Source organism: Paraburkholderia sp. SEWSISQ10-3 4 (genome assembly GCF_030464785.1).
GTDB lineage: Bacteria > Pseudomonadota > Gammaproteobacteria > Burkholderiales > Burkholderiaceae > Paraburkholderia > Paraburkholderia aspalathi.
The window spans coordinates 148,718-171,073 of the sequence record NZ_JALPRI010000010.1; the positions used below are offsets into that span (position 1 = coordinate 148,718).

A 22,356-nucleotide genomic window follows, 5' to 3' on the forward strand; every position below is an offset into this window, starting at 1 on the left:
ACAAATTACGCGTCGGCTTGCAGGAATGTCGTCGCGATGAATTGAACGCCTCTCGCATGCAGCGTCACTGGGCTTGTACCGTTTTTCTATTGCTTTCAAAACGGAGACAGGTCGATGAATCATCCCTCATTCGAAGGACAGCCCACTATCGAGGCGTCCGCAGGGGCACCCGAGTGGGTCAAGCACCGAAAACTGATCGAATGGGTCCAGCGCGTTGCCGCCGTGACCCAGCCCGATCGAATCGTCTGGTGCGACGGTTCACAGGAAGAGTACGACCGCCTGTGTGCCCAGATGGTCGAAGCCGGCACCCTCAAGAAGCTCAATCCCGCCAAACGTCCCAATTCCTATCTCGCATGGTCCGATCCGTCGGACGTGGCGCGTGTCGAAGATCGCACTTACATCTGCTCGCAGCGTCGTGAAGATGCCGGGCCAACTAATAACTGGATCGAACCGGCTGAGATGCGCGCAACGCTCAACGGCCTCTTCGACGGCGCCATGCGCGGCCGCACCATGTACGTGGTGCCGTTCTCGATGGGGCCGCTCGGTTCGCCGATCGCGCACATCGGCGTCGAGTTGAGCGACAGCCCGTACGTGGTCACCAACATGCGCATCATGACGCGTATGGGGCGCAAGGTGTACGAGGTGCTGGGCGAAGACGGCGAGTTCGTGCCGTGCGTGCACTCGGTCGGCGCACCGCTCGCGGCGGGCGAGAAAGACGTGCCGTGGCCGTGCAACGACACCAAATACATCGTCCATTTCCCTGAATCGCGCGAAATCTGGAGTTACGGCTCGGGCTATGGCGGCAACGCGTTGCTCGGCAAGAAGTGCTTCGCGCTGCGTATCGCGTCGACGATGGGCCGTGCTGAAGGCTGGCTCGCAGAGCACATGCTGATTCTCGGCGTGACGTCGCCGCAAGGACAGAAGCATCACGTCGCGGCGGCGTTTCCGTCGGCGTGCGGCAAGACCAACTTCGCGATGCTGATTCCGCCGGAAGGTCTGAACGGCTGGAAAATTTCCACGATCGGCGACGATATTGCATGGATCAAGCCGGGTAAGGACGGCCGTCTGTACGCGATCAACCCTGAGGCGGGCTATTTCGGCGTCGCGCCGGGCACGAGCGAAAAGACCAACTTCAACGCGATGGCTACGTTGAAGGAAAACGTCATCTTCACGAACGTCGCGCTGACCGACGACGGCGATGTCTGGTGGGAAGGCATGACCGACGAGCCGCCCGCGCACCTGATCGACTGGCAGGGCAAGGACTGGACGCCGGCGAGCGCGAAGGAGAGCGGGCGCAAGGCCGCGCACCCGAACGCACGCTTCACGGCGCCGGCTTCTCAATGTCCGTCGATCGATGCCGACTGGGAGAACCCGGCGGGCGTCGCGATCGACGCGTTCATTTTCGGCGGCCGCCGTTCGACCACCGTGCCGCTCGTCACCGAAGCGCGCAACTGGGTTGAAGGCGTCTACATGGCGGCCACCATGGGCTCGGAAACGACCGCAGCGGCGGCGGGGCAGCAGGGCGTGGTGCGCCGCGACCCGTTCGCGATGCTGCCGTTCTGCGGCTACAACATGAGCGACTACTTCGGGCACTGGCTGAACACCGGCGAGCGTCTCGAGAGACTGAACGCGAAGCTGCCGAAGATTTTCTGCGTCAACTGGTTCCGCAAGGGCGCGGACGGCAAGTTCGTCTGGCCGGGCTTCGGCGAGAACATGCGCGTGTTGAGCTGGATGGTCGGGCGTATCGAAGGCAAGGCGCAAGGTGAAGAACACGCGTTCGGCGTGTCGCCGCACTATGAAGACCTCGACTGGAGCGGCCTGGATTTCAGCCGCGAACAATTCCAGCAGGTGATCTCGGTCGACGACGCAGCCTGGCGCGCCGAACTCGCGCTCCATACCGAGCTATTTGACACATTGCAGCAAGGTCTGCCGCCGGCTTTGACAGAGACCAAGCTCGCGCTCGAAGGAAAGCTCGCTGCCTGATTAGGTGAGTGGTCACTTCGCACGGAAGCCGCCTTCGGGCGGTTTTTCTTTTCCGATCCGGCCCCGCATTACGACTTTTTCGCATTTCATAATGCCGGACGACCGTTGCATCTGTTCGAACAAAAAAGGCAGTGCAAGCTGCGCTGCAGCAGATTGTTGCTCTTGTCGGAACAATCGAAGGTCGTGCCCCGCACTGGGGAACACAGTCGCACAAATTTCGACAATATTTCGTCTTTCGCGGGCAACTTCTGCACGATTTCGCGAGTCGTAGGAGAATTCCAAGTTCGCTTCACTGGTTTTCACTAATTGTCAGGAAGCTGTAACACGGCAGGAGTTGTCTTATGGATCATTTGCAGTCGATGCGAGTTTTCGTCAAAGTGGCGGATCTCGGCAGTTTTGCCCGCGCTGCGAGCGCGATGGATATTTCCAACGCAGTTGCCACCCGTCACGTTGCCGATCTCGAAGGCCGTCTTGGTACGCGGCTGCTCAATCGCACAACCCGCAGCTTGTCTCTGACCGAATCCGGTCAGGTTTATCTAGAGCGCGCGCGCCAGATTCTCGACGAACTGGAAGACGTCGAGCAGATGGTGGTCGCACGCAATCACGAACCCGTCGGCACGTTGCGAATAGTTGCGCCGGTCGTGTTCGGGTTGCATAACCTTGCGCCTGTGCTGCAAACCTACGCAGAGCGCTATCCGAAAGTCATTCCCGATGTCACGCTGGTCGACCGTCAGGTTGATCTGGTCGAAGAAGGTTTCGACGTTGGCGTGGTGGTCACACGGCAGATGCGCAGCGCGAGCATTGTCACGCGGCGTTTGACCACCGGTTGCATGACAGTGTGCGCGACGCCTGCGTATCTGGAAAAGCACGGCACGCCCACGCGTCCCGAGCATCTGCTCGAGCACCCGTGCCTGAGCTTGCCGTCCGAGTATTGGGGTGACGAGCGCGTGTTCACGGGTTCGGAAGGCGAAGTGCGCGTGCGGCCGGTCAACGTTATCGTGGCGAACAACACGGAGATGCTGCGGCAGTTCGCGCTGCTCGGCATGGGTATCGCGATTCTGCCGAGCTACCTGATTGGCCGCGACATGACGCGCGGCAGGCTCGTGCGTTTGCTCGGCGATTTCCGTTTGCCGCAGGTCGAGATCAATATCGCGTATCCGAGCCGCCGTCACTTGCCGGCCAAGGTGCGTACGTTCATCGATCATCTGGTCGAGCATTTCAGCCAGACGCCGAACAGTCTGCTCGGTGAGCAGTGGATCAAGGACGGGCTTGGCAGGCCCGCCACGTCCGCCGCGCTCGATTCAGCGGATCCCATGCCGCCGGAAGCATTCGATGGCGCTGAGCCGCTGTCACGGCTGCTGGATAGCGAGTTATCGCCGCTGCCGAAGACTTTGACGAAGACGACGAATCGTCCGCGGCCTACCGCTCTGTCGCCGCTGTAACGATTCGGGCGAAGGTGCCGGTAGCGCTTGAGATAAGCGCAGTCGGGCCGACAAATAAAAAGGCGCAGTCACGTAAGTGACTGCGCCTTTTTTATCGGCAAGTTCGGAGTTGGCCGGAAGCTGAATACCCTCCTCCGGCTTCCGCCCGAATTACGATCCCGTCTTGCGCGCTACCGCTTTCTTGGCCGGCGCCTTCTTGGCTGCGGCGGTTTTCGCTGCCGCAGTCTTCGCGGCCGGTGCTTTCTTCGCCGCGGCCTTCTTCGCGGGCGCCGCCTTTACTGCGACCGGTGCGTCTTCGTCATCAGACTCCGGCGCAGCCTTCGCTGCCGTCTTCGCCGCCGCGGTTTTCGCTGCGGTCTTGGCCGAAGGCTCTTTCTTCTCGAATTCGAAGCCGATCTTGCCGTCGTTCTGCTTGACGAGGAACGCCTTAAAGTTGCGGCCGGTGCGCGACGACTTGAAGTTCGTCAGCAGGTCGGTGCGTCCTTCCTCGAGCAACTTCGACATCTGCTCACGCGCGATTTCCTGCTGCAGAATCACCTTGCCCGAGCGGAAGTCGCAAGTCTTCGGATTGGCAACCGAGTTCTCGCAGACATAGCTCATGCCATGTTCGAACACGCGACCCTTGCACTTCGGGCATGAGCCGACTGCCTCCTGATCGGAGAAGTCAGGCGGTTCGCCGTCTTCGCCGCCGGAGTCCTGGCCGAAGTCGAATTCGAGCTTGTAGTTCTTGATCTCGTCATCGAGCGAGAGCTTGAGGATCGCCGAGAACGGACGGCCCATCTTGCTGCGGAAACCCGACAGCGGTCCGATGGTCTTGTTCTGCAGCAGCTCTTCAACTTCCGGGATTTCGAACTGACGGCCGCCCGGAATCTTCGAGATCGAAAACTCGCACTTCGAGCACGCAAAGCGCCGGTAGTTTTCCTTCACCTGACCGCCGCAATTCGGACACGGCGTTTGCAACGTCGCGTAATCGCCCGGGATCGTGTCGGAATCGTATTCCTTCGCGCGCTTGACGATGGTTTGCGTCATGCGGGCGATTTCCTGCATGAACGCGTCGCGCGGCAGGTTGCCACGCTCCATTTGCGAGAGCTTGTATTCCCACTCGCCGGTCAATTCCGGCGCGGTCAGTTCCTTCACGCCGAGGCCGCGCAGCAGTGTCATCAGCTGGAATGCCTTGGCGGTCGGAATCAGATCGCGGCCTTCGCGGATCAGATACTTTTCGCCAAGCAGCCCTTCGATGATGGCAGCGCGCGTGGCTGGCGTGCCGAGCCCCTTGGCCGCCATGGCTTCGCGCAACTCGTCGTCTTCGACCAGTTTGCCCGCGCCTTCCATGGCCGACAGCAAGGTCGCTTCGTTGTAGCGTGCGGGCGGTTTCGTCACCAGTTGCTGGGCGGCGATCTTGTCCGTCTTGACCTTCTCGTCCTTCTGCACCGGCACGAGGTTCGCGTCTTCCCCGCTGATTTCGCGGCCGTAGACCTGCAACCAGCCCGGTTCGACCAGCACCTTGCCTTCAGTCTTGAAGTGATGACCGACCACTTCCGTGATCCGCGTCGTCACCCGGTACTCAGCGGCCGGGAAGAACACCGACAGGAAGCGCTTCACGACCAGGTCGTAGAGCTTCTGTTCCGGTTCGGACAGATTCTTCGGCGCCTGCGCCGTCGGGATGATTGCGAAGTGGTCGCTGATCTTCGAGTTATCGAAGATGCGCTTGTTCGGTTTCACCCAGCCCTTGTCGAGCACCTGCTTGGCATACGGGAGATAGTTGTTGCTCTCCTTGAGCATGCCCAGCGTTTCCTTGACCGTATCCATATAGTCTTCCGGCAACGCGCGCGCGTCGGTCCGGGGATAGGTCAGCACCTTGTGCTTTTCGTACAGCGCCTGAGCGAGGCCCAACGTGTTCTTCGCCGAGAAGCCGAAACGGCCGTTGGCTTCACGCTGCAAACTGGTCAGGTCGAACAGCGCCGGCGACAGTTGCGTGGACGGCTTCGATTCTTCGGTTACCTTGCCGATCTGGCCGCGGCAGGCGGCGACGATCGTTTCGGCCGCGGGCAGTGCCCACAGGCGCGAATCGCGTTTTTCAGGATCGAACTCGTCGCGCTTGAATTGCGGATCGAACCAGCGGCCTTCGTAGAAACCGGCCGCGCAGACGAACTCCGCCTTCACTTCCCAGTAATCGCGCGGCACGAAGCGGCGAATCTTTTCTTCGCGTTCGACGACGATCGACAGCGTCGGCGTCTGCACTCGCCCGACCGTGGTCAGGAAGAAGCCGCCGCCCTTGCTGTTGAACGCGGTCATGGCGCGCGTGCCGTTGATGCCGACCAGCCAGTCCGCTTCCGAGCGGCAGCGCGCCGCATCGGCGAGTGGCTGCATTTCTTCGTCGCTGCGCAGACGGGCAAAGCCGTCGCGAATCGAGCCGGCTGTCATCGACTGAAGCCACAGGCGCTGTACCGGTTGCTTGGCTTTCGCGTGTTGCGCGATCAGGCGGAAAATCAGCTCGCCCTCGCGCCCCGCGTCACATGCGTTAATAAGGCGATCGACGTCTTTACGCTTGAGCAGCTTGGTCAGCACCTTCAGGCGCGACTCGCTCTTGGCGATCGGATTCAGATCGAAATGCGGCGGAATGACGGGCAGGTTGGCGAAACTCCACTTGCCGCGCTTGACTTCATAGTCTTCGGGCGCGGCAATTTCCAGCAAGTGGCCGACTGCCGAGGAAAGGACGTAGTCGTCGCTTTCGTAGTATTCGTCATGCTTGGTAAAGCCGCCCAAAGCCCGCGCGATGTCGTTCGCGACGGAAGGCTTTTCGGCGATGATCAGTGCTTTGGACATGACTCGATGTGAGGTTGGTAGATCCGGGTTGATGGCCTTGAGTGCGCATTTATTAGCGCGACCCTCGTTTGCGACCTTTGCGACCCAATAACGACCGCTTTATAGCACACGGCGCCAACGCGGCGTGTCAAGTGCCATAAAAAGCGCGCCATGATAATTGCGCGCTCAGTAACTGGGCAAGCTGCGGAAAACGCGCTGTGTGTCGCTCGCAACGCCCGTGCCGCAAGGTTCAGCGGCCGGCGGCCACAGTCACGCGACGGCGAGCGCGGGCCGCAGTTTGGGTGCGCCGCTGACGCCGGGCACGGCCGTCAGATCGGACAACATCCGCTCCACAATCGCCGCCTGCGGCAAAACCGTGCCAAAAAAACGTGTCGTTACTGAGTCTTCGATCAGGATGGTCGGGAAATTCTCGACATCCAGATCGTCGAAGCGGTCCGCATGCGTTTCGATGTCGATCCATGCGAAACAGATCTCCGGATGCTTATCGGCCAGCCGGTCGAAGGCATCCCGATACTCACGGCACGTCCCGCACCACTCCGCGCACAGGCAGGCAACGAACAGCGTGTCGGGTTCGTTGACGCGCTCGGCGATCCGGTCTTGGTCGGTGTCGAGATTCAGCGCGGGCATGGTCGTTCCTTGCGTACTTTTGTCAGGTGCTTTGGCGCGAATGTAGCATGGCCGATCCCGAATGGTGGTCAACCCATGGTCCATGCGGGGTCAGCCGTGGGTGGCTCGCGTGAAGCGGCCGCCGGGCAGCGCGGTCACCTGGCCGGCGAGTTCGAGCTGCAGCAGCGTGTTTTGCAATGCCGCGTCCCCCATCTCGGTACGGGTGGCAAGAATTTCAAGCGTGGCGGGGGCGTGGCCGAGTGCGTCGAGGAGTTGCAACGCCTCTGCGCTCATGGCCGGCGGGGCTGTGGGTGATGCCGGCGCAGTTGCTACGGGCTTCGCGATGCCCAATTCTTCCAGCACCTCATCGGGCGTTTCCACCAGCTTGGCGCCCTGCTTGATGATTCGATGACAACCGCGCGACAAGGGCGCATGGATCGAGCCGGGCAGGGCGAAGATATCGCGCCCCATTTCATTGGCAAGCCGAGCTGTGATCAGCGAGCCCGAGCGCATGGCGGCCTCGACGATCACAACCCCGCTGACGAGGCCGGCGATCAAACGGTTGCGTTGCGGAAAATTGGCGGCGCGCGCCGGCGTGCCGAGCGGCCATTCCGAAAGGATCGCGCCTTGTGTTGCAATCTGCCGCGCCAGTGCATGATGCGCGGCCGGATACACGAGGTCAGCTCCGGTGCCGATCACGGCCACCGTACTACCGGCGCCTTCCAGGCCGCCTCGATGCGCGGCACCGTCGATGCCCAGCGCGAGCCCGGAAACGATCGTGACACCGGCCTGCGAAAGCTCACGCGCAAAGCGCTCCGCGTCCTCCGCGCCTTGCGGCGTCGCGCTGCGGCTGCCCACCAGCGCGACCGCCTTCGTATGCAACAGCTCGAGCCGGCCCTTTATATATAGTAGTGGCGGCGGATCGGGCATGGTCAGCAGCGCGGGCGGGTAGGCGGGGTCGTCGAGTGTCACCACGTGGTTGCCGGGCAGCTCGCTCCATGCGATCACCGCGTCGAGTTGCGCGTCGAAATCCGGGCCGGACGGCGCCAGCACGGCGCGCGCCGCGGCCTCGCCTGCGAACTCGGCAAGCGCCTCGGGCGATTGATTGAAGATCGCTTCCGGCAGTCCGAAAGCACCCAGCAGTAGGCGCAGGGCAGCGGGCTTCAGCCCCGGCGCGAGCGAAAGCCGCAGCCAGGCGGCGAGTTCAATATGGGTTGCGGGTAAGGTATCCATTGACGGTCGATCCTCTTACTGGGCCAGCGGGCAGGCGGGCGCCATGCTAAAATTTTCATCATCCGAAATAACTGCAGCGCCGCGCCCACCCGCGCGGGCTCGTCGTTTGGCGCACGTGGCGCGTTGAATCGAACCGGTTCGACAGCCTCTATCCTCTGCGTAACGCGATGTGCCCACAACCTGGCCGAATGGCCAACGCTAGCCTTCCACCGGCAGCGGCGCCGAAAAAACACACTCAAGATCATGGCTTTACTGAACATTCTCAATTACCCGGACAAGCGGCTGCACAAGATTGCGAAGCCGGTCGAAGTCGTCAACGACCGCATCCGCCGGCTCGTCGCCGACATGTCCGAAACGATGTACGCCGCGCCCGGCGTCGGCCTCGCTGCGACCCAGGTGGACGTGCATGAACGCGTGATCGTGATCGACGTGTCGGAAACGCACGACGAACTGCTCGCCTTCATCAATCCGGAAATCATCTGGTCGAGCGACGAGAAGAAGTTATCGGAAGAGGGCTGCCTCTCGGTACCGGGCATTTACGACAACGTCGAGCGTGCCGAGAAAGTGCGCGTGCGGGCGCTGAACGAGAAGGGCGAAACCTTCGAGCTGGATTGCGAAGGCTTGCTGGCCGTGTGCATTCAACACGAAATGGATCACCTGATGGGCCGCGTGTTCGTCGAGTACCTGTCGTCGCTCAAGCAGACGCGCATCAAGAGCAAGATGAAGAAGCTCGCCCACGCGATGTAACGCGCGTCCACCTCGCCTACTGCCCCTTCATGAGTCATTCGTTGCGCGTCATCTTTGCCGGTACGCCGGAGTTCGCCGCGGCCGCGCTGGCCGCGATTCACAGCGCCGGTTTTCCGGTGCCGCTCGTGCTGACGCAGCCCGACCGGCCCGCGGGGCGCGGGATGAAATTGCAGGCGAGTCCGGTCAAGCGCTACGCGCAGGAACACGGGCTTGCCGTGGCGCAGCCGCCTTCGCTGCGCCGCGTCGGCAAATATCCGGCCGAAGCCGCCGCCGCGATCGACCAACTGCGTGCCACGCCACACGACGTAATGGTGGTGGCCGCTTACGGTCTGATCCTGCCGCAGGAAGTGCTCGATATTCCACCACTGGGCTGTATCAACATTCACGGGTCGTTGCTGCCGCGCTGGCGCGGCGCCGCGCCGATCCACCGCGCGATCGAGGCGGGCGACACGGAAACCGGCATCACGCTGATGCAGATGGACGTTGGTCTCGATACCGGCGCGATGATTTCCGAAGCGCGCACGCCGATCTCCGCCGACGACACCACGGCCACCCTCCACGATCGTCTCGCACAGGACGGCGCGAAGCTGATCGTCGAAGCGCTGATCGAACTCGAGCGCAGCGGCAAGCTGGCGGCAACGCCGCAACCCGCGGACGGCGTGACTTACGCGGAAAAGATCGGCAAGCACGAGGCTGCGCTCGACTGGCGTAAGCCGGCTGCGGTCCTCGCGCGTCAGGTACGTGCGTTCGACCCGTTCCCCGGTGGCGTGGGCACGCTGGAAGACGGTACGTCGATCAAGATCTGGGCAGCCGTCCCGGTCGAGGCACAAGGCAACACAGCGCCCGGCACGATCGCCGACGTTTCTCCGGAAGGTGTCGTGGTTGCCTGCGGCGAAGGCGCCCTGCGTCTCACGCAATTGCAAAAACCCGGCGGCAAGCGCTTGCCGGTGCGCGAATTCCTGGCCGGCGCCACGCTGGCCGCGGGTCAGCGTTTCCAGCTGCCCGAAGCAAAATAACCGCCTTGCGCATAGCTTGAACATCGTCCGTTCGGCCGATGTTCAACAGCCACGCTGCAAGCCACCAGCGCGTTAGAATCCTCTATGCAACAGCCCGCGTTTAGAGGATCTTCATGTTTGGCATCACCCATTTCGAGTTTTTCGTCGTCGCCGTCTTTCTGCTGAATGTGACGCCCGGTCCCGATACGGCATACATCGTCGGGCGTAGCGTCGCTCAGGGGCGTGGCGCAGGGCTGATGTCCGCGCTCGGCATTTCCGCCGGTTGCTGCGTTCATTCGCTTGCCTGCGCGTTCGGCTTGACGGCGCTTCTGGCCGCTTCAGCCACGGCATTCACGGTCATCAAGTTCGTCGGTGCTATTTATCTGATGTATCTCGGCGTGCGCCTGATTTTCGTCAAACCGGCGGCGGATCAGGCGGCGGGCGAAGCGCGCGCGGCCGGCGCGCCGAAATCGTTGCGTCAGTTGTTCCTGCAAGGCTTCTGGACCAATGTGCTGAATCCCAAGGTCGTGCTGTTCTTCGTGTCGTTCTTTCCGCAATTCGTCACAACCGGCAGCGACCATAAGGCATTGGCGTTCCTCACGCTCGGCGGGGTGTTCGTCGTGATGAGCATGATCTGGAACAGTTTTGTCGCGTGGGTTGCCGGCAGCGTGACCCAGCGCTTCTCCGGCCAGCCGCTGGTGAAGCGGTGGCTGGATCGCGGCGTCGGCGGCGCATTCGTCGGCTTGGGTATCAAGCTCGCCACTGCATCAAGATGATTGAATTTTCCTCGCGCGCCCATATCTAACATTTCGCTTACAATCAGCCGCCGCGATCACGCGGCGCAGATATGAACCCGCGTTAGGGCAAGGAGTAGCAGACATGTTCAATTGGGTCAAAACCGCGATGTTGATGGCCGCGATCACGGCCCTTTTCATCGTGATCGGCGGGATGATCGGCGGATCGCGCGGTATGACAATCGCGCTCGTGATCGCCCTTGGGATGAATTTCTTTTCGTACTGGTTCTCGGACAAGATGGTTCTGCGCATGTACAACGCGCAGGAAGTCGACGAAAACAGTGCGCCGCAGTTCTATCGCATGGTGCGCGAGCTTTCCACGCGTGCCGGCCTGCCCATGCCGCGCGTCTACCTGATCAACGAAGACGCACCGAACGCGTTCGCCACCGGCCGCAATCCGGAGCACGCGGCGGTTGCCGCCACCACTGGCATCTTGCGTGTGCTGTCCGAGCGCGAAATGCGTGGCGTGATGGCGCACGAACTGGCGCACGTGAAGCACCGTGACATCCTGATCTCCACGGTGTCGGCGACCATGGCCGGCGCCATTTCCGCACTGGCGAACTTCGCGATGTTCTTCGGCAGCCGTGACGAAAACGGCCGTCCCACGAACCCGATTGCGGGCATCGCTGTGGCGTTGCTCGCGCCGATCGCCGGTGCGCTGATTCAGATGGCGATTTCGCGTGCGCGTGAATTCGAAGCGGACCGTGGCGGCGCGCAGATTTCCGGCGATCCGCAGGCGCTCGCCTCGGCGCTCGACAAGATCCATCGCTACGCGAGCGGCATTCCGTTCCCCACCGCCGAGCAGCATCCGGCCACCGCGCAGATGATGATCATGAATCCGCTGGCGGGCGGCGGCATCGCGAATCTGTTCTCGACGCACCCCGCCACCGAGGAACGCATTGCGCGTTTGATGGAAATGGCGCGCACGGGGCGCTTCGAGTAACGGGCGCACCGATCCGTCGATCTGGCGTGACGAAAGGCGAGTCTGCGGGCTCGCCTTTTTTGTTCAAGCGCGACCGCCAGTCCGCCTTCGGCGGTCTCCACCCCTCGCCACGCTACAATGTGTGCTGATTGCGCCGCGCGTACCGCGCGGCCTGCCTTTGCCTTTTTCATGACTCCAAAGCCTTCTTCGCGTTCTGCTTCGCCATCGACGCGTCCGCGCGAATCCCGTTTGACGATGCTGCATCTCGCGCCCGAATCGCTCGGTTTCGCGCTCGACTGCGCGGGCCAGGCCGTCGGCGCCGTGCGCCTCGGCGCGGCCTTGCCGGCCGCGCTGCAAGCCGTATTCGTCTCCGCGCCTGAAGGCAGCGCCGCTGCTGCGCGAGGCGCGGTGCAGGACATCGCGTACCGCACCATGCGGCGTCTGGCGACCGCCGAGTGGCTGATCGCGAAGTTGGTGAAGAAGGCGCCGCCGCCGCACGTCGGTCATGTGCTCGCCTGCGCGCTCGCTTTGCTCGTCGACGATGAAGCGAACGCCGCCTACACGCCGTTCACGGTTGTCGATCAGGCGGTGAGCGCCATCGCCGCGCGTCGTGAATTCGCGTTCGCAAAGGGTCTCGTCAACGCCGTGCTGCGCAATTTCCTGCGCGAGCGTGAGGCGCTGCTGAGCGCAGCGCAAGCCGACGAAGTCGCGCGCTGGAACTACCCAGCGTGGTGGATCGATGCGGTGAAGCGCGCATGGCCCGACGCATGGCAGGCCGTGCTCGCCTCCGGCAACACGCAAGGTCCGCTGACATTGCGCGTCAACGCGCGCCGCTCGACAGTCGACGCCTATCTGCAGGTACTGCAGGCCCATCACATTCCCGCGAGCAGGTCCGGCGAATACGCCGTCAAGCTCGCCACGGCGATGTCCGTCGACCGGATCCCCGGCTTCAACGACGGCGTGGTGTCGGTGCAAGACGCCGGCGCGCAACTCGCTGCGCAACTGCTCGGCGTGCGTGACGGCATGCGTGTGCTCGACGCGTGCGCGGCGCCTGGCGGCAAAACCGGCCATCTGCTCGAACTCGCCAACCTGCAACTCGTGGCGCTCGAAAGCGACGCATCGCGCGCGCGTCGCATCGGCGAAAACTTGCAGCGGCTCAAGCTCGAAGCGGAAGTGCGTATCGGCGACGCGGGTGCGCCCGCAAAATGGCACGACGACATCGACCAGCCGTTCGACCGCATTCTGGCCGACGTGCCGTGTTCGGCGTCCGGCATCGTGCGGCGTCATCCGGATATTCGCTGGCTGCGTCGCGCGTCGGATATTCCCGTACTGGTTGCCGAGCAGCGCCGCATTCTCGAGGCGCTATGGCCACTCGTGAAGCCAGGCGGCGAGTTGCTCTACGTTACGTGTTCGATCTTTCCCGAAGAAGGCGAGTTGCAGGCGCGGTGGTTTGGAAACAAGTACCAGGATGCGGTACGATTGGACGCGCCGGGGCAACTTTTACCCGCAGTTGCCCGCGCGCCCGCCGGCACATCGGCCGGGTCCCATGCCGGACATGTCGCTGAGGATAGCGCCGGCTCGAACTCAGACCACGACGGATTTTTCTACGCGCGCTTTCAGAAACGGTGACCATCAAACGCTTCTTCCCGCTTCGGCTCGCTGCCGTGCTCTGGATCGTGCTGGCCGTGTGGCTCGCCGTACCGGGCGCGGCGTATGCCGATTCGATCGCGGTGCAGCGCGCGTCGCTGCAATCGGACAACACCGGCTGGAGCATCGACGCGCGTTTCGACTTCGACCTGAACAGCAATCTCGAAGACGCCGTCAACAAAGGCATTCCGCTGTACTTCACGACGGACTTCGAACTGAGCCGGCCGCGCTGGTACTGGTTCGACGAGCAGCCGGTGAGCGTGTCGCAGAGCATCCGCCTGTCGTTCCAGCCGCTCACGCGTGAGTATCGTGTGTCGAGCGTGTCGTCGGGTGGCTTGCAGCTCGGCTTCACGACGCTGAAAGATGCGCTCGCGGTGATCAAGCACATCACGTCGTGGCACGTGATCGACCGCAATCAGGTGCATGTCGGGGAGACGTACAACGCGTCGGTGCGCATGCAACTCGACATCGCGCTGATGCCCAAGCCGTTCCAGATCGACGCGGTGAACAACCGCGACTGGAGCCTTTCGTCGGAGTGGAAACGCTTTACCTTCACGGTGACCGAACGTGCTAAATAGAGTGCGCCGAGCCACCAGCGTCAGCAGCATCGTCGTGCGCGTGCTGGTGTCCACGGTCGCCGTGACGGCCGTGCTGCTGCTCGTCCTGCTTGCAGCGGCGAGCGCGAATACCGAATTTTTCGACCGCTATTACCAGTGGCTGTACGCGGCCAACCTCGTGGTCGCGATGATCTTTTTGCTGGTGGTGGCGACGCTCGTCATCATCATCATTGCGCGGCTTAGAAAAGGTAAGTTCGGCACCCGGCTGTTAGCGAAGCTCGCGTTCTTCATGGCGCTGGTCGGCGTGGTGCCGGGCGGCATCATTTACGTGGTCTCGTATCAGTTCGTCTCGCGCAGTATCGAATCGTGGTTCGACGTGAACGTCGAAACCGCGTTGACCTCGGGCCTGAATCTCGGCCGCGGCATGCTCGACGCGTCGCTATCCGATCTGCAGACCAAGGGGCGCCTGATGTCTGAACAGCTGGCGAGCGCTGATGCCGCCGGCACCACGCTCACGCTGCTGCGCTTGCGCGATCAGTTCGGCGTGCAGGACGCGACGATCGTCGAACCCACGCGCAGCATGTCGGGCGCGACACCGGATATGCACGTGGTCGCGCAGGCATCCGGCAATTACGCGACGCTCGTGTCGAACGACTTGCCCACGCCGTTGATGATCGATCAGGCGCGTGGCCGCGGCTATGCGGCGATCGAAGGGGAAGTCGACGGCGATCCGCGCGCGCATGGCAGCAAGGGCGCGTTGCGGCTGCGCGTCGTGCAGCGCATTCCCGATTCGAACGCGGCGCTGTTGCAGCCGACCGAACGCTTCCTGCAGCTCACGCAGCCGGTGTCGCCGTCGCTCGCGCGAAACGCCGATGCAGTGCAGCGGGCCTATCGCGAATATCAGGAAAAGGCGCTGGGCCGTACCGGCTTGCGCAAGATGTACATCGGCACGCTGACGCTTGCGCTGTTCCTCGCCACCTTCATCGCGATGATGCTGGCGCTCGCGCTCGGCAATCAGCTTGCGAGGCCGTTGTTCCTGCTCGCGCAGGGTACCAAGGAAGTGACTGAGGGCGACTACACGCCGAAGCGCGAAATCAAATCGCGCGACGAACTGGGCTTCCTCACGCAGTCGTTCAATGCCATGACGCGGCAGCTCTCCGAAGCGCGTGCCGCGGTCGAGAACAACCGGATCGCGCTCGAACATTCGAAGGCCTATCTGGAAAGCATTCTCGCGAACCTGACCGCGGGCGTGTTCGTGTTCGACCGCCAGTTCCGTCTCACCACCGCAAACCGCGGCGCCGAACGGATTTTCCGTCAGCAGTTCCAGGAGGTGCTGGGTTCGGCGCTCGAGCAGATTGGCGTGTTGAGCGAATTCGGCGGCATGGTGCGCAAGGCCTTCGCCGATCGCGAGGCCGCAAGCGGCGACGGTCACGACGACCGTGGCCACTGGCAGCAGCAGTTCTCGGTGCAGGTGCCCGGCGAAACCGAGCCGCTCACCTTGCTCGTGCGCGGCGCGCGCCTTGTGTCGGCCACCGACCGCGATGCAGAAGACATGCAGACTTCCGGCTACGTCGTAGTGTTCGACGATATTTCGGATGTGATCTCCGCGCAGCGTTCGATCGCGTGGGGCGAAGTCGCGCGGCGTCTCGCGCACGAGATCAAGAACCCGCTCACGCCGATCCAGTTGTCCGCCGAGCGTTTGCAGATGAAACTCGCGGACAAGCTGTCGCCATCGGATGCCGATGTGCTGAAGCGCGGCGCGACCACCATCGTGAATCAGGTCGCGGCGATGAAGCAGATGGTCGACAATTTCCGCGACTATGCGCGTACGCCGCCGGCGGTGCTCGCGCATCTGCAACTGAACGAACTGGTCAGCGAAGTGCTCACGCTGTACGGTATCGAAGAAGGTAAAGGCGCGATTCAGGTAGAGCTCGCGGATTTGCCGGCGATTCGCGGCGACGCGACACAATTGCGACAGGTGATTCACAACCTGCTGCAGAATGCACAGGATGCCGTGGCCGACGTCGAACAACCGCGTGTGTTGCTCGAGACGAGGACAGTAGAATACGGAGACCCCGACGCGGAAGGCAAAGTACACGTCGCGGTGCGTCTGACAGTGTCGGATAACGGACCGGGCTTCCCCGCGCGTATCCTGACACGTGCATTCGAACCTTACGTGACGACCAAGGCCAAAGGTACGGGCCTCGGTCTTGCGATGGTCAAGAAGATCGTCGACGAACACGGCGCGCGCATCGACATTCGCAACCGCATGAAAGCGGGCGATGTGATCGAAGGCGCGCAGATATCGATCCTCTTCCTTCAACTGGCAGACGATGCCGCGGCACCTGGAGCAGGGTCGCGGCCGGCGCATGGCAATGCGCCGCAGGGAACGACTAAAGCAACAGTGCAGACAAGGGCAGCGTAAATGGCAACCATCCTGGTGGTAGATGATGAAATGGGCATCCGGGAATTGCTCTCGGAGATCCTGAGCGACGAGGGGCATGTCGTGGAGGCCGCGGAAAACGCGCAGGAAGCGCGCGAATTCCGCTTGCGCCAGGCGCCGGACCTGGTGCTGCTCGACATCTGGATGCCCGATACGGACGGCGTGACCTTGCTCAAAGAATGGGCCGCGCAGGGGCAACTGACCATGCCGGTGATCATGATGTCCGGTCACGCAACGATCGATACAGCGGTTGAGGCGACCAAGATCGGCGCACTCAATTTCCTCGAGAAGCCGATTGCGTTGCAGAAGCTGCTGAAGGCCGTCGAGCAGGGCCTCGCCCGCGGCAATGCGGTCGGAGCACCGGGCGGCGCGGTCGCCAAGCCGGTGTTGCCGGTCAGCGCTTCGGCTGTGGCTTCGGCGGCTGCGTTGCCGATGCTGTCGTCGGATGGCATGGGTAGCGGCGCGTTGGCTGCGCAAACGGCGTCGATCTCGTTCGACATCCCGTTGCGCGATGCGCGCGATGCGTTCGAGCGTGCTTACTTCGAATATCACCTCGCGCGTGAGAATGGCAGCATGACGCGTGTCGCGGAAAAGACGGGTCTCGAGCGCACGCACTTGTATCGCAAGCTCAAGCAACTCGGTGTCGATCTCGGTAAGAACAAAGGCGAGTGAACGGCCGGCGCAATGCGTGCAGGCTCGGGCGCGGTAGATTTTTTCGAGAGGGGGCTTGCCGAGCAGCTGACCCTTTGATATCATTTCGTTCTTCGTTGGCCCGGTAGCTCAGTTGGTAGAGCAGCGGATTGAAAATCCGCGTGTCGATGGTTCGATTCCGTCCCAGGCCACCAGGATTCAGCCCCAGGAAATCGCAAGATTCCTGGGGCTTTTCCTTTTCTGATGGGCATGTGTGGCGGCATAGGCAGCTTGCCCCGCAAGCGGGTGTGCTCGGCGGCATTGGGCGCCGCGTGATAAAATCGCGCCAGTTCAAGGACTTGCATGCGAGGGTGCTGTCGGCGTTCCACTTGCGCGCCACCGCACCAAACGCGTCTTTTCGTATCCTGAAGCAGCGCTTTTTGCGCACTCTGCCGCAACACGGCAAGGCCGCAACAGGTGCCGAACCCTTCGCCCGACGATTAACGGTATAAGCGCCCAGCGACTCTGCATGCGGAAGGCGCGGCCTATACTGCTTTGGGCCGGCAGCAGTGCCGGCACGCGTCGCGCCGCGTTGCTTGCATGGCGCACCTCGCGCAGCGCGACGTGGCACTCATCATTCACGGAGTTTCACGGTGATCCGCAAAGACGCTAAACGTAGCGCTCTGGTGCTGTTTTCCGGCGGCCAGGATTCCGCCACGTGCCTCGCCTGGGCCCTCGAACGTTATGAAACGGTCGAGACGCTGGGCTTCGATTATGGCCAGCGGCACCGAGTCGAACTCGAATGCCGCGAAGGCTTTCGCAACGCGGTGACGCGGGCATTTCCGGCTTGGGCCGACCGCCTCGGCGAAGATCACATGATCGATCTGTCGGTGCTCGGCTCGATCAGCGATACCGCGATGACGCGCGAGATCGAGATTCACGCCACGGCGAACGGTTTGCCGAATACGTTCGTGCCGGGCCGCAATCTGATGTTCATGACGATCGCCGCGGCCATCGCGTATCGGCGCGGTTTGCAGGTGCTGGTCGGCGGCATGTGCGAGACGGACTTCTCGGGCTACCCCGATTGCCGCGACGACACGATGAAGGCATTGCAGGTCGCGCTGAACCTCGGCATGGATACGCGCTTCCTGCTCGAAACGCCGCTGATGTGGCTCGATAAGGCCGATACGTGGCGTCTCGCTCACGAGTTGGGCGGCGACGAACTGGTCGAACTGGTGCGCGTCGAGACGCATACCTGCTATGTCGGCGAGCGCGCCGAGTTGCATGCATGGGGTTTCGGTTGCGGCGAATGCCCCGCGTGCCGCTTGCGCAAGCGCGGTTACGAAGCGTATCTGGCCGGTGAGAAGGTGACCGAGCCGGTCTGACGCTCACCGAAGTTTTACGCTGGCGCACCGTGCGAACGGGCGCCGCGCAGGCAATTATTTTCAGGAACACAAGGCAGAAAGCAGCATGACTTACGCGGTCAAGGAAATCTTCTACACATTGCAGGGCGAGGGCGCGAATGCCGGGCGTCCGGCCGTGTTCTGCCGGTTCGCCGGCTGCAATCTGTGGTCGGGCCGCGAAGAAGATCGTGCGGATGCGGTCTGCCGTTTCTGCGATACGGACTTCGTCGGGACCGATGGTGAGAACGGCGGCAAGTACCGTACTGCCGAAGAGTTGGTGCAGATGATCGCGTCGCAATGGCCGGAAGGCGAGGGCGAACGCTTTGTGGTCTGCACGGGCGGTGAACCGATGTTGCAGATCGATCAGCCGTTCGTCGACGCGCTGCATGCCGCCGGCTTCGAAATCGCCATTGAAACCAACGGCTCGTTGCCGGTGCTCGAGACGATCGACTGGATCTGCGTGAGCCCGAAGGCCGACGCGCCGCTCGTCGTCACCAAGGGCAACGAACTGAAGGTCGTGATTCCGCAGGACAACCAGCGTTTGTCCGAGTATGCGAAGCTCGACTTCGAGTATTTCCTCGTCCAGCCGATGGACGGCCCGTCGCGCGATCTCAACACCAAGCTCGCGATCGACTGGTGCAAACGCCATCCGCAATGGCGCCTGTCGATGCAGACCCACAAGTATCTGAACATTCCCTGATTTGCCGTGCTGACGATTACACGAAAACTCGAATTCGACGCGGGCCACCGCATCCCCGATCACCGCAGCCAGTGCCGTAATCTGCACGGCCATCGCTATGTGCTCGAAATCACGCTGCAAGGCGACCTGGTCGATACCGAAGGCGCGCCGGATCGCGGCATGGTGATGGACTTCGCCGACGTGAAGTCGCTCGCGGTCGAGCATCTGGTCGACAAGTGGGACCATGCGTTCCTCGTCTACGAAGGCGACACGCAGGTGCGGGGTTTTCTGGAAACCATGGCGGGGCACAAGACGGTCGTGCTCGATCGCATCCCGACCGTTGAAAATCTCGCTGCCGTCGCGTTCGATATCCTCGCGAACGTCTACGACGCGCATTACGGCGTGAATCTGCGTTTGCATAAGGTGCGTCTGTTCGAGACACCGAACTGCTGGGCCGACGTAGTCCGCGATTAAGTTCAGGGCCGCGCGACTCGAGCCCGCGGCCCAACCCCCGCGTTATTGTCACGGTATGATCGCTCCGATAACCACATGGAGCGAGACATGCCGGTCACCGCATTGCGTCGCAGCAGGCATTCAGGCCGTCACGGCCCGGGCGTTGGCCTGTTCGGCTGCGCCATCCTCACCCGCGTTTCAAGCGATGTATTCCATCGCCAGGGAGCGCGGCAATGAGCACCTTCACAAATCCCCTCAAGCAACGTCTGAAAGAAGCCGATACATTGTTCGGCCTGTGGCTTTCGCTCGGCAGCGATTCCGCAGCCGAGGCGCTCGCGCACGCCGGTTTCGACTGGCTGCTGATCGACATGGAGCATGCGCCGAACGATAGCGGCGACGTCACGTCGCAATTGCGCGCGATCGCCGCTGCGCATTTGCCGAGCGAACCGGTCGTACGCGTGCCTGCCAGCGAGGCGTGGCTCGTCAAGCGCGTGCTCGACGCCGGCGCCCGTACGCTGATGTTCCCGAATATCGAAACCGCGGACGAGGCGGCACAGGCCGTGCGTTTGACGCAGTACCCGACCGCCGATGCACTCGACGGTCAGCGCGGTGTGGCCGGCGCGGTGCGTGCGGCCGCGTACGGCATGCGGCGCGACTACGTGCAATCCGCCAACGCGCAGATCGCGACCATTGTGCAGATTGAGTCGGCGCGCGGTTTGCAGGAGGTGGAGAAGATTGCGGCGACGCCAGGCGTCGATTGCCTGTTCGTCGGACCGGCCGATCTGGCCGCGAGTCTCGGCCACCTCGGCGATTCGAAGCATGCCGACGTGCAGGCGGCGATGGCGCGCATAGTCAGCGCTGCCGACAAGGCTGGTATCGCCGCAGGAATTTTTGCTATGGATGTCGCGAGCGCCAAGCAGCATCGCGATGCGGGTTTTCGTTTTATCGCCCTGGCCGCCGACGTCATGTGGATGTTGCGCGCAACCCGCCAGGCGTTGCAGGAGGTGAGGACATGAAGGGGATGGTGCAGTGCGTCGTGGTGCGTCTGGCGGTTACAGCGGCGTTGATGGCGAATGTGACGGCGTATGCGCAGGACAACCGCGTCGCGAAGTCGAACGATCCGGAGACTCAAACCGCGGTCGCCGACTACAACGCCGGCAATCTGGGCGCGGCGCTCGCCGAGTTCCGCAAAGCCGCGCAGCGCGGCAGCCGGCTGGCCGAGTTCAACTACGCAATGATGTTGCTCAACGGTGAAGGCACCACAGCCAATGTCGATGAAGGCAAGAAGTGGCTGCGCAAAGCCGCCGACGCCAACATGTCGCACGCGCAGTATGTGTACGGCAAGATGTACGACGATGGCGAGTTCGTCGGGCGTGATCCGGTCGAAGCGCACCGGTGGTTCCTGAAGGCCGCGCAGCAGGGGCACGTGCAGGCAGAGCTCGCGTTGGCCAACCAGTTTCTCGATGGCCGTGGCACGACTCGCGACAACCAGCAGGCGTTCGTCTGGTACAAGAAGGCCGCGCAAGGCGGCGACATGACTGCGCAGTATGTGACCGGCTCGTTCTACGAACGTGGCGGTGACGGCGTGGACAAGAATCTGAACGTGGCGCGCGCGTACTACGCTGCTGCGGCGGCACAGGGCGATCCGGCGGCGAAGCTCAAGTATCAGCAACTCAGCGCGCAGTTGCGGGATCAGAAGGAAGTGAAGCCGCAGTAGACGAGACCGTATTAAATGAAAAGGGGCGCTCCTGACGGTGCGCCCCTTTTCTTTATCGGGCCTGCTACGGTCTGCTGCGACTTTGCTGCAATCGGCTCCGCAGTCTGAGACCTACGCCCAGCCCCACTCTAACTCTGCATCAGCCGCTTCTGCCGCGCGACGCTCATGATGAGGCCGATCGCGACCCCCAGCGTAGTCAGCGCAGTGCCCCCGTAGCTCATGAACGGCAAGGGCACGCCCACCACCGGCAAGATCCCGCTCACCATACCGATGTTGACGAACGCATAGGTGAAGAACGCCATCGTCAGCGATCCGGCCAGTAGCCGTCCAAACAGCGTCGCCCCATTGGCGGCGATATACAAACCGCGCGCGATCAGCAGCATATAAAGCGTGAGCAGCACGATCCCGCCCGCCAGCCCGAACTCCTCGGAGAACACGGCGAAGATGAAGTCAGTGTGCTTCTCGGGGATGAACTCCAGGTGCGCCTGGGTACCCTTCAGCCAGCCCTTGCCGAGCGGGCCACCCGAGCCGATTGCAATCACCGCCTGAATCGTGTGGAAACCCTTGCCGAGCGGATCGGAAGTCGGATCCAGCAGCGTACAGATACGGTGCTTCTGATAATCGTGCATCAGCGGCCACTGCACTTCTGGCTGACAGATCTTGTCCTGGAACGCCGCGATCGAGCCGACCGCGATCACGCCGGCAATCAGCACCGGCACGATCAGCTTGAAACTCAGCCCCGCGAAGTAAATCACGAAGAGGCCGGCCGCGAACACCAGTACGGCGGTGCCGAGGTCAGGCTGCTTGGCGATCAAACCGACCGGCACGATCAGGATCAGGAAGCCGACCAGAAAGTCGTACCAGCGCATCACGCCTTCGCGGCGCTGGTAGTACCAGGCGAGCATCAGCGGGGTGGCGATCTTCAGGATTTCCGATGGCTGGATCACCACGCCGACGTTGATCCAGCGCTTCGCGCCCTTGCGTGTGAGGCCGAACAGCGCTACGGCCACCAGTAACGCGATCCCGAACGTATAGAGCGGGACCGCGAAGCGCATCAGCGTGGTGGGTGGCACATTGGCCAGCGCCCACATCAGCACGAACGTCAGCATGATGTTGCGCAGTTGGTCTTCCACTCGGCCCGGCATGTCCAGCGTCGCGCTGTAAAGCGTGATGATGCCGACGCACAGCAGCAGAAACACGATCAGGGCGAGCGGCCGGTCGAAGCCCACGAACATCCGCTTGATGCGGTCGAGCCAGGCGCGCTTGTCGAATTGCATGC

20 protein-coding genes and 1 tRNA gene are annotated in these 22,356 nt (G+C 62.5%); 16 read left to right on the forward strand and 5 right to left on the reverse strand.

All coding sequences use genetic code 11. The annotated features are described in order from the left end of the window. The first annotated feature begins 114 nt into the window (after positions 1–114). Positions 115–1,983, forward strand: a complete 1,869-nt coding sequence (locus M0D68_RS20205) for a phosphoenolpyruvate carboxykinase (GTP) (protein WP_266225132.1) — start codon at positions 115–117, stop codon at positions 1,981–1,983. A gap of 12 nt (positions 1,984–1,995) precedes the next feature. Here the strand turns inward: M0D68_RS20205 and M0D68_RS20210 are convergent, their stop codons facing one another. Beyond that, complete coding sequence (locus M0D68_RS20210) at positions 1,996–2,286, reverse strand: hypothetical protein (RefSeq protein WP_211703192.1); 291 nt, start codon at positions 2,284–2,286, stop codon at positions 1,996–1,998. A 38-nt stretch (positions 2,287–2,324) separates the two neighbouring features. Here M0D68_RS20210 and M0D68_RS20215 point away from each other — a divergent pair, with 38 nt between their 5' ends. Continuing rightward, a complete protein-coding gene (locus tag M0D68_RS20215) occupies positions 2,325–3,425 on the forward strand; it encodes a LysR family transcriptional regulator (protein ID WP_211703193.1) in 1,101 nt (366 codons plus the stop codon). Between the two features lie 150 nt (positions 3,426–3,575). Here the strand turns inward: M0D68_RS20215 and M0D68_RS20220 are convergent, their stop codons facing one another. From M0D68_RS20220 to dprA, 3 genes are all read right to left on the reverse strand, one after another. Beyond that, complete coding sequence (locus M0D68_RS20220; protein WP_211703194.1) at positions 3,576–6,251, reverse strand: DNA topoisomerase III; 2,676 nt, start codon at positions 6,249–6,251, stop codon at positions 3,576–3,578. A 249-nt stretch (positions 6,252–6,500) separates the two neighbouring features. Next, positions 6,501–6,878, reverse strand: coding sequence for a thioredoxin family protein (locus M0D68_RS20225; protein ID WP_097390883.1), 378 nt, complete (start codon positions 6,876–6,878; stop codon positions 6,501–6,503). A gap of 90 nt (positions 6,879–6,968) precedes the next feature. Next, on the reverse strand, positions 6,969–8,090 hold the full coding sequence (gene dprA, locus M0D68_RS20230) for a DNA-processing protein DprA (protein ID WP_093634623.1): 1,122 nt from the start codon (positions 8,088–8,090) through the stop codon (positions 6,969–6,971). A gap of 243 nt (positions 8,091–8,333) precedes the next feature. On the opposite strand from dprA, the gene def reads away from it, so the two are divergent. The 14 genes from def (at position 8,334) to M0D68_RS20300 (ending at position 21,077) form a co-directional block, all read left to right on the forward strand. Then, complete coding sequence (gene def / locus M0D68_RS20235) at positions 8,334–8,837, forward strand: peptide deformylase (protein ID WP_054037103.1); 504 nt, start codon at positions 8,334–8,336, stop codon at positions 8,835–8,837. Between the two features lie 29 nt (positions 8,838–8,866). Then, positions 8,867–9,853, forward strand: coding sequence for a methionyl-tRNA formyltransferase (fmt, locus tag M0D68_RS20240; protein ID WP_093634624.1), 987 nt, complete (start codon positions 8,867–8,869; stop codon positions 9,851–9,853). 113 nt (positions 9,854–9,966) lie between these two features. Next, positions 9,967–10,608: a LysE family translocator gene (locus M0D68_RS20245; RefSeq protein WP_093634625.1), complete on the forward strand. Its 642-nt coding sequence runs from the start codon at positions 9,967–9,969 to the stop codon at positions 10,606–10,608. Positions 10,609–10,711: 103 nt separating this feature from the next. Further along, on the forward strand, positions 10,712–11,569 hold the full coding sequence (htpX, locus tag M0D68_RS20250; RefSeq protein WP_093634626.1) for a zinc metalloprotease HtpX: 858 nt from the start codon (positions 10,712–10,714) through the stop codon (positions 11,567–11,569). A gap of 168 nt (positions 11,570–11,737) precedes the next feature. After that, on the forward strand, positions 11,738–13,177 hold the full coding sequence (rsmB, locus tag M0D68_RS20255; RefSeq protein WP_211703195.1) for a 16S rRNA (cytosine(967)-C(5))-methyltransferase RsmB: 1,440 nt from the start codon (positions 11,738–11,740) through the stop codon (positions 13,175–13,177). After that, positions 13,174–13,773 (forward strand): DUF4390 domain-containing protein, encoded by a 600-nt coding sequence (locus M0D68_RS20260; RefSeq protein WP_054037187.1) that lies wholly within the window; start codon positions 13,174–13,176, stop codon positions 13,771–13,773. The genes rsmB and M0D68_RS20260 overlap by 4 nt, the downstream gene beginning before the upstream one ends. After that, positions 13,763–16,177: a PAS domain-containing sensor histidine kinase gene (locus M0D68_RS20265; protein WP_211607419.1), complete on the forward strand. Its 2,415-nt coding sequence runs from the start codon at positions 13,763–13,765 to the stop codon at positions 16,175–16,177. The genes M0D68_RS20260 and M0D68_RS20265 overlap by 11 nt, the downstream gene beginning before the upstream one ends. Beyond that, on the forward strand, positions 16,178–16,867 hold the full coding sequence (gene esaR / locus M0D68_RS20270) for a response regulator transcription factor EsaR (protein WP_093634629.1): 690 nt from the start codon (positions 16,178–16,180) through the stop codon (positions 16,865–16,867). A gap of 97 nt (positions 16,868–16,964) precedes the next feature. After that, a tRNA-Phe gene (locus M0D68_RS20275) sits at positions 16,965–17,040 on the forward strand. A gap of 438 nt (positions 17,041–17,478) precedes the next feature. Further along, positions 17,479–18,210, forward strand: coding sequence for a 7-cyano-7-deazaguanine synthase QueC (gene queC / locus M0D68_RS20280; RefSeq protein WP_063494462.1), 732 nt, complete (start codon positions 17,479–17,481; stop codon positions 18,208–18,210). An 85-nt stretch (positions 18,211–18,295) separates the two neighbouring features. Next, a complete protein-coding gene (queE, locus tag M0D68_RS20285) occupies positions 18,296–18,928 on the forward strand; it encodes a 7-carboxy-7-deazaguanine synthase (protein WP_054037112.1) in 633 nt (210 codons plus the stop codon). Positions 18,929–18,937: 9 nt separating this feature from the next. Next, complete coding sequence (gene queD, locus M0D68_RS20290) at positions 18,938–19,381, forward strand: 6-carboxytetrahydropterin synthase QueD (protein ID WP_093634683.1); 444 nt, start codon at positions 18,938–18,940, stop codon at positions 19,379–19,381. A 212-nt stretch (positions 19,382–19,593) separates the two neighbouring features. Continuing rightward, positions 19,594–20,376, forward strand: coding sequence for an HpcH/HpaI aldolase/citrate lyase family protein (locus M0D68_RS20295; protein ID WP_054037117.1), 783 nt, complete (start codon positions 19,594–19,596; stop codon positions 20,374–20,376). A gap of 50 nt (positions 20,377–20,426) precedes the next feature. Further along, positions 20,427–21,077: a tetratricopeptide repeat protein gene (locus M0D68_RS20300; RefSeq protein ID WP_234487927.1), complete on the forward strand. Its 651-nt coding sequence runs from the start codon at positions 20,427–20,429 to the stop codon at positions 21,075–21,077. A gap of 128 nt (positions 21,078–21,205) precedes the next feature. Here the strand turns inward: M0D68_RS20300 and rodA are convergent, their stop codons facing one another. After that, positions 21,206–22,354 (reverse strand): rod shape-determining protein RodA, encoded by a 1,149-nt coding sequence (rodA, locus tag M0D68_RS20305; RefSeq protein ID WP_054037121.1) that lies wholly within the window; start codon positions 22,352–22,354, stop codon positions 21,206–21,208. Positions 22,355–22,356 lie beyond the last annotated feature (2 nt).

Bases quoted from the DNA above. Each gene is read 5' to 3' on its own strand.
- fmt (WP_093634624.1), top strand. From the start codon at position 8,867: ATGAGTCATTCGTTGCGCGTCATCTTTGCCGGTACGCCGGAGTTCGCC.
- M0D68_RS20215 (WP_211703193.1), top strand. From the start codon at position 2,325: ATGGATCATTTGCAGTCGATGCGAGTTTTCGTCAAAGTGGCGGATCTC.
- htpX (WP_093634626.1), top strand. From the start codon at position 10,712: ATGTTCAATTGGGTCAAAACCGCGATGTTGATGGCCGCGATCACGGCC.
- rsmB (WP_211703195.1), top strand. From the start codon at position 11,738: ATGACTCCAAAGCCTTCTTCGCGTTCTGCTTCGCCATCGACGCGTCCG.
- queE (WP_054037112.1), top strand. From the start codon at position 18,296: ATGACTTACGCGGTCAAGGAAATCTTCTACACATTGCAGGGCGAGGGC.
- M0D68_RS20225 (WP_097390883.1), bottom strand. From the start codon at position 6,878: ATGCCCGCGCTGAATCTCGACACCGACCAAGACCGGATCGCCGAGCGC.
- M0D68_RS20220 (WP_211703194.1), bottom strand. From the start codon at position 6,251: ATGTCCAAAGCACTGATCATCGCCGAAAAGCCTTCCGTCGCGAACGAC.
- M0D68_RS20295 (WP_054037117.1), top strand. From the start codon at position 19,594: ATGAGCACCTTCACAAATCCCCTCAAGCAACGTCTGAAAGAAGCCGAT.
- M0D68_RS20245 (WP_093634625.1), top strand. From the start codon at position 9,967: ATGTTTGGCATCACCCATTTCGAGTTTTTCGTCGTCGCCGTCTTTCTG.
- M0D68_RS20300 (WP_234487927.1), top strand. From the start codon at position 20,427: ATGGCGAATGTGACGGCGTATGCGCAGGACAACCGCGTCGCGAAGTCG.
- def (WP_054037103.1), top strand. From the start codon at position 8,334: ATGGCTTTACTGAACATTCTCAATTACCCGGACAAGCGGCTGCACAAG.
- esaR (WP_093634629.1), top strand. From the start codon at position 16,178: ATGGCAACCATCCTGGTGGTAGATGATGAAATGGGCATCCGGGAATTG.
- dprA (WP_093634623.1), bottom strand. From the start codon at position 8,090: ATGGATACCTTACCCGCAACCCATATTGAACTCGCCGCCTGGCTGCGG.
- M0D68_RS20205 (WP_266225132.1), top strand. From the start codon at position 115: ATGAATCATCCCTCATTCGAAGGACAGCCCACTATCGAGGCGTCCGCA.
- rodA (WP_054037121.1), bottom strand. From the start codon at position 22,354: ATGCAATTCGACAAGCGCGCCTGGCTCGACCGCATCAAGCGGATGTTC.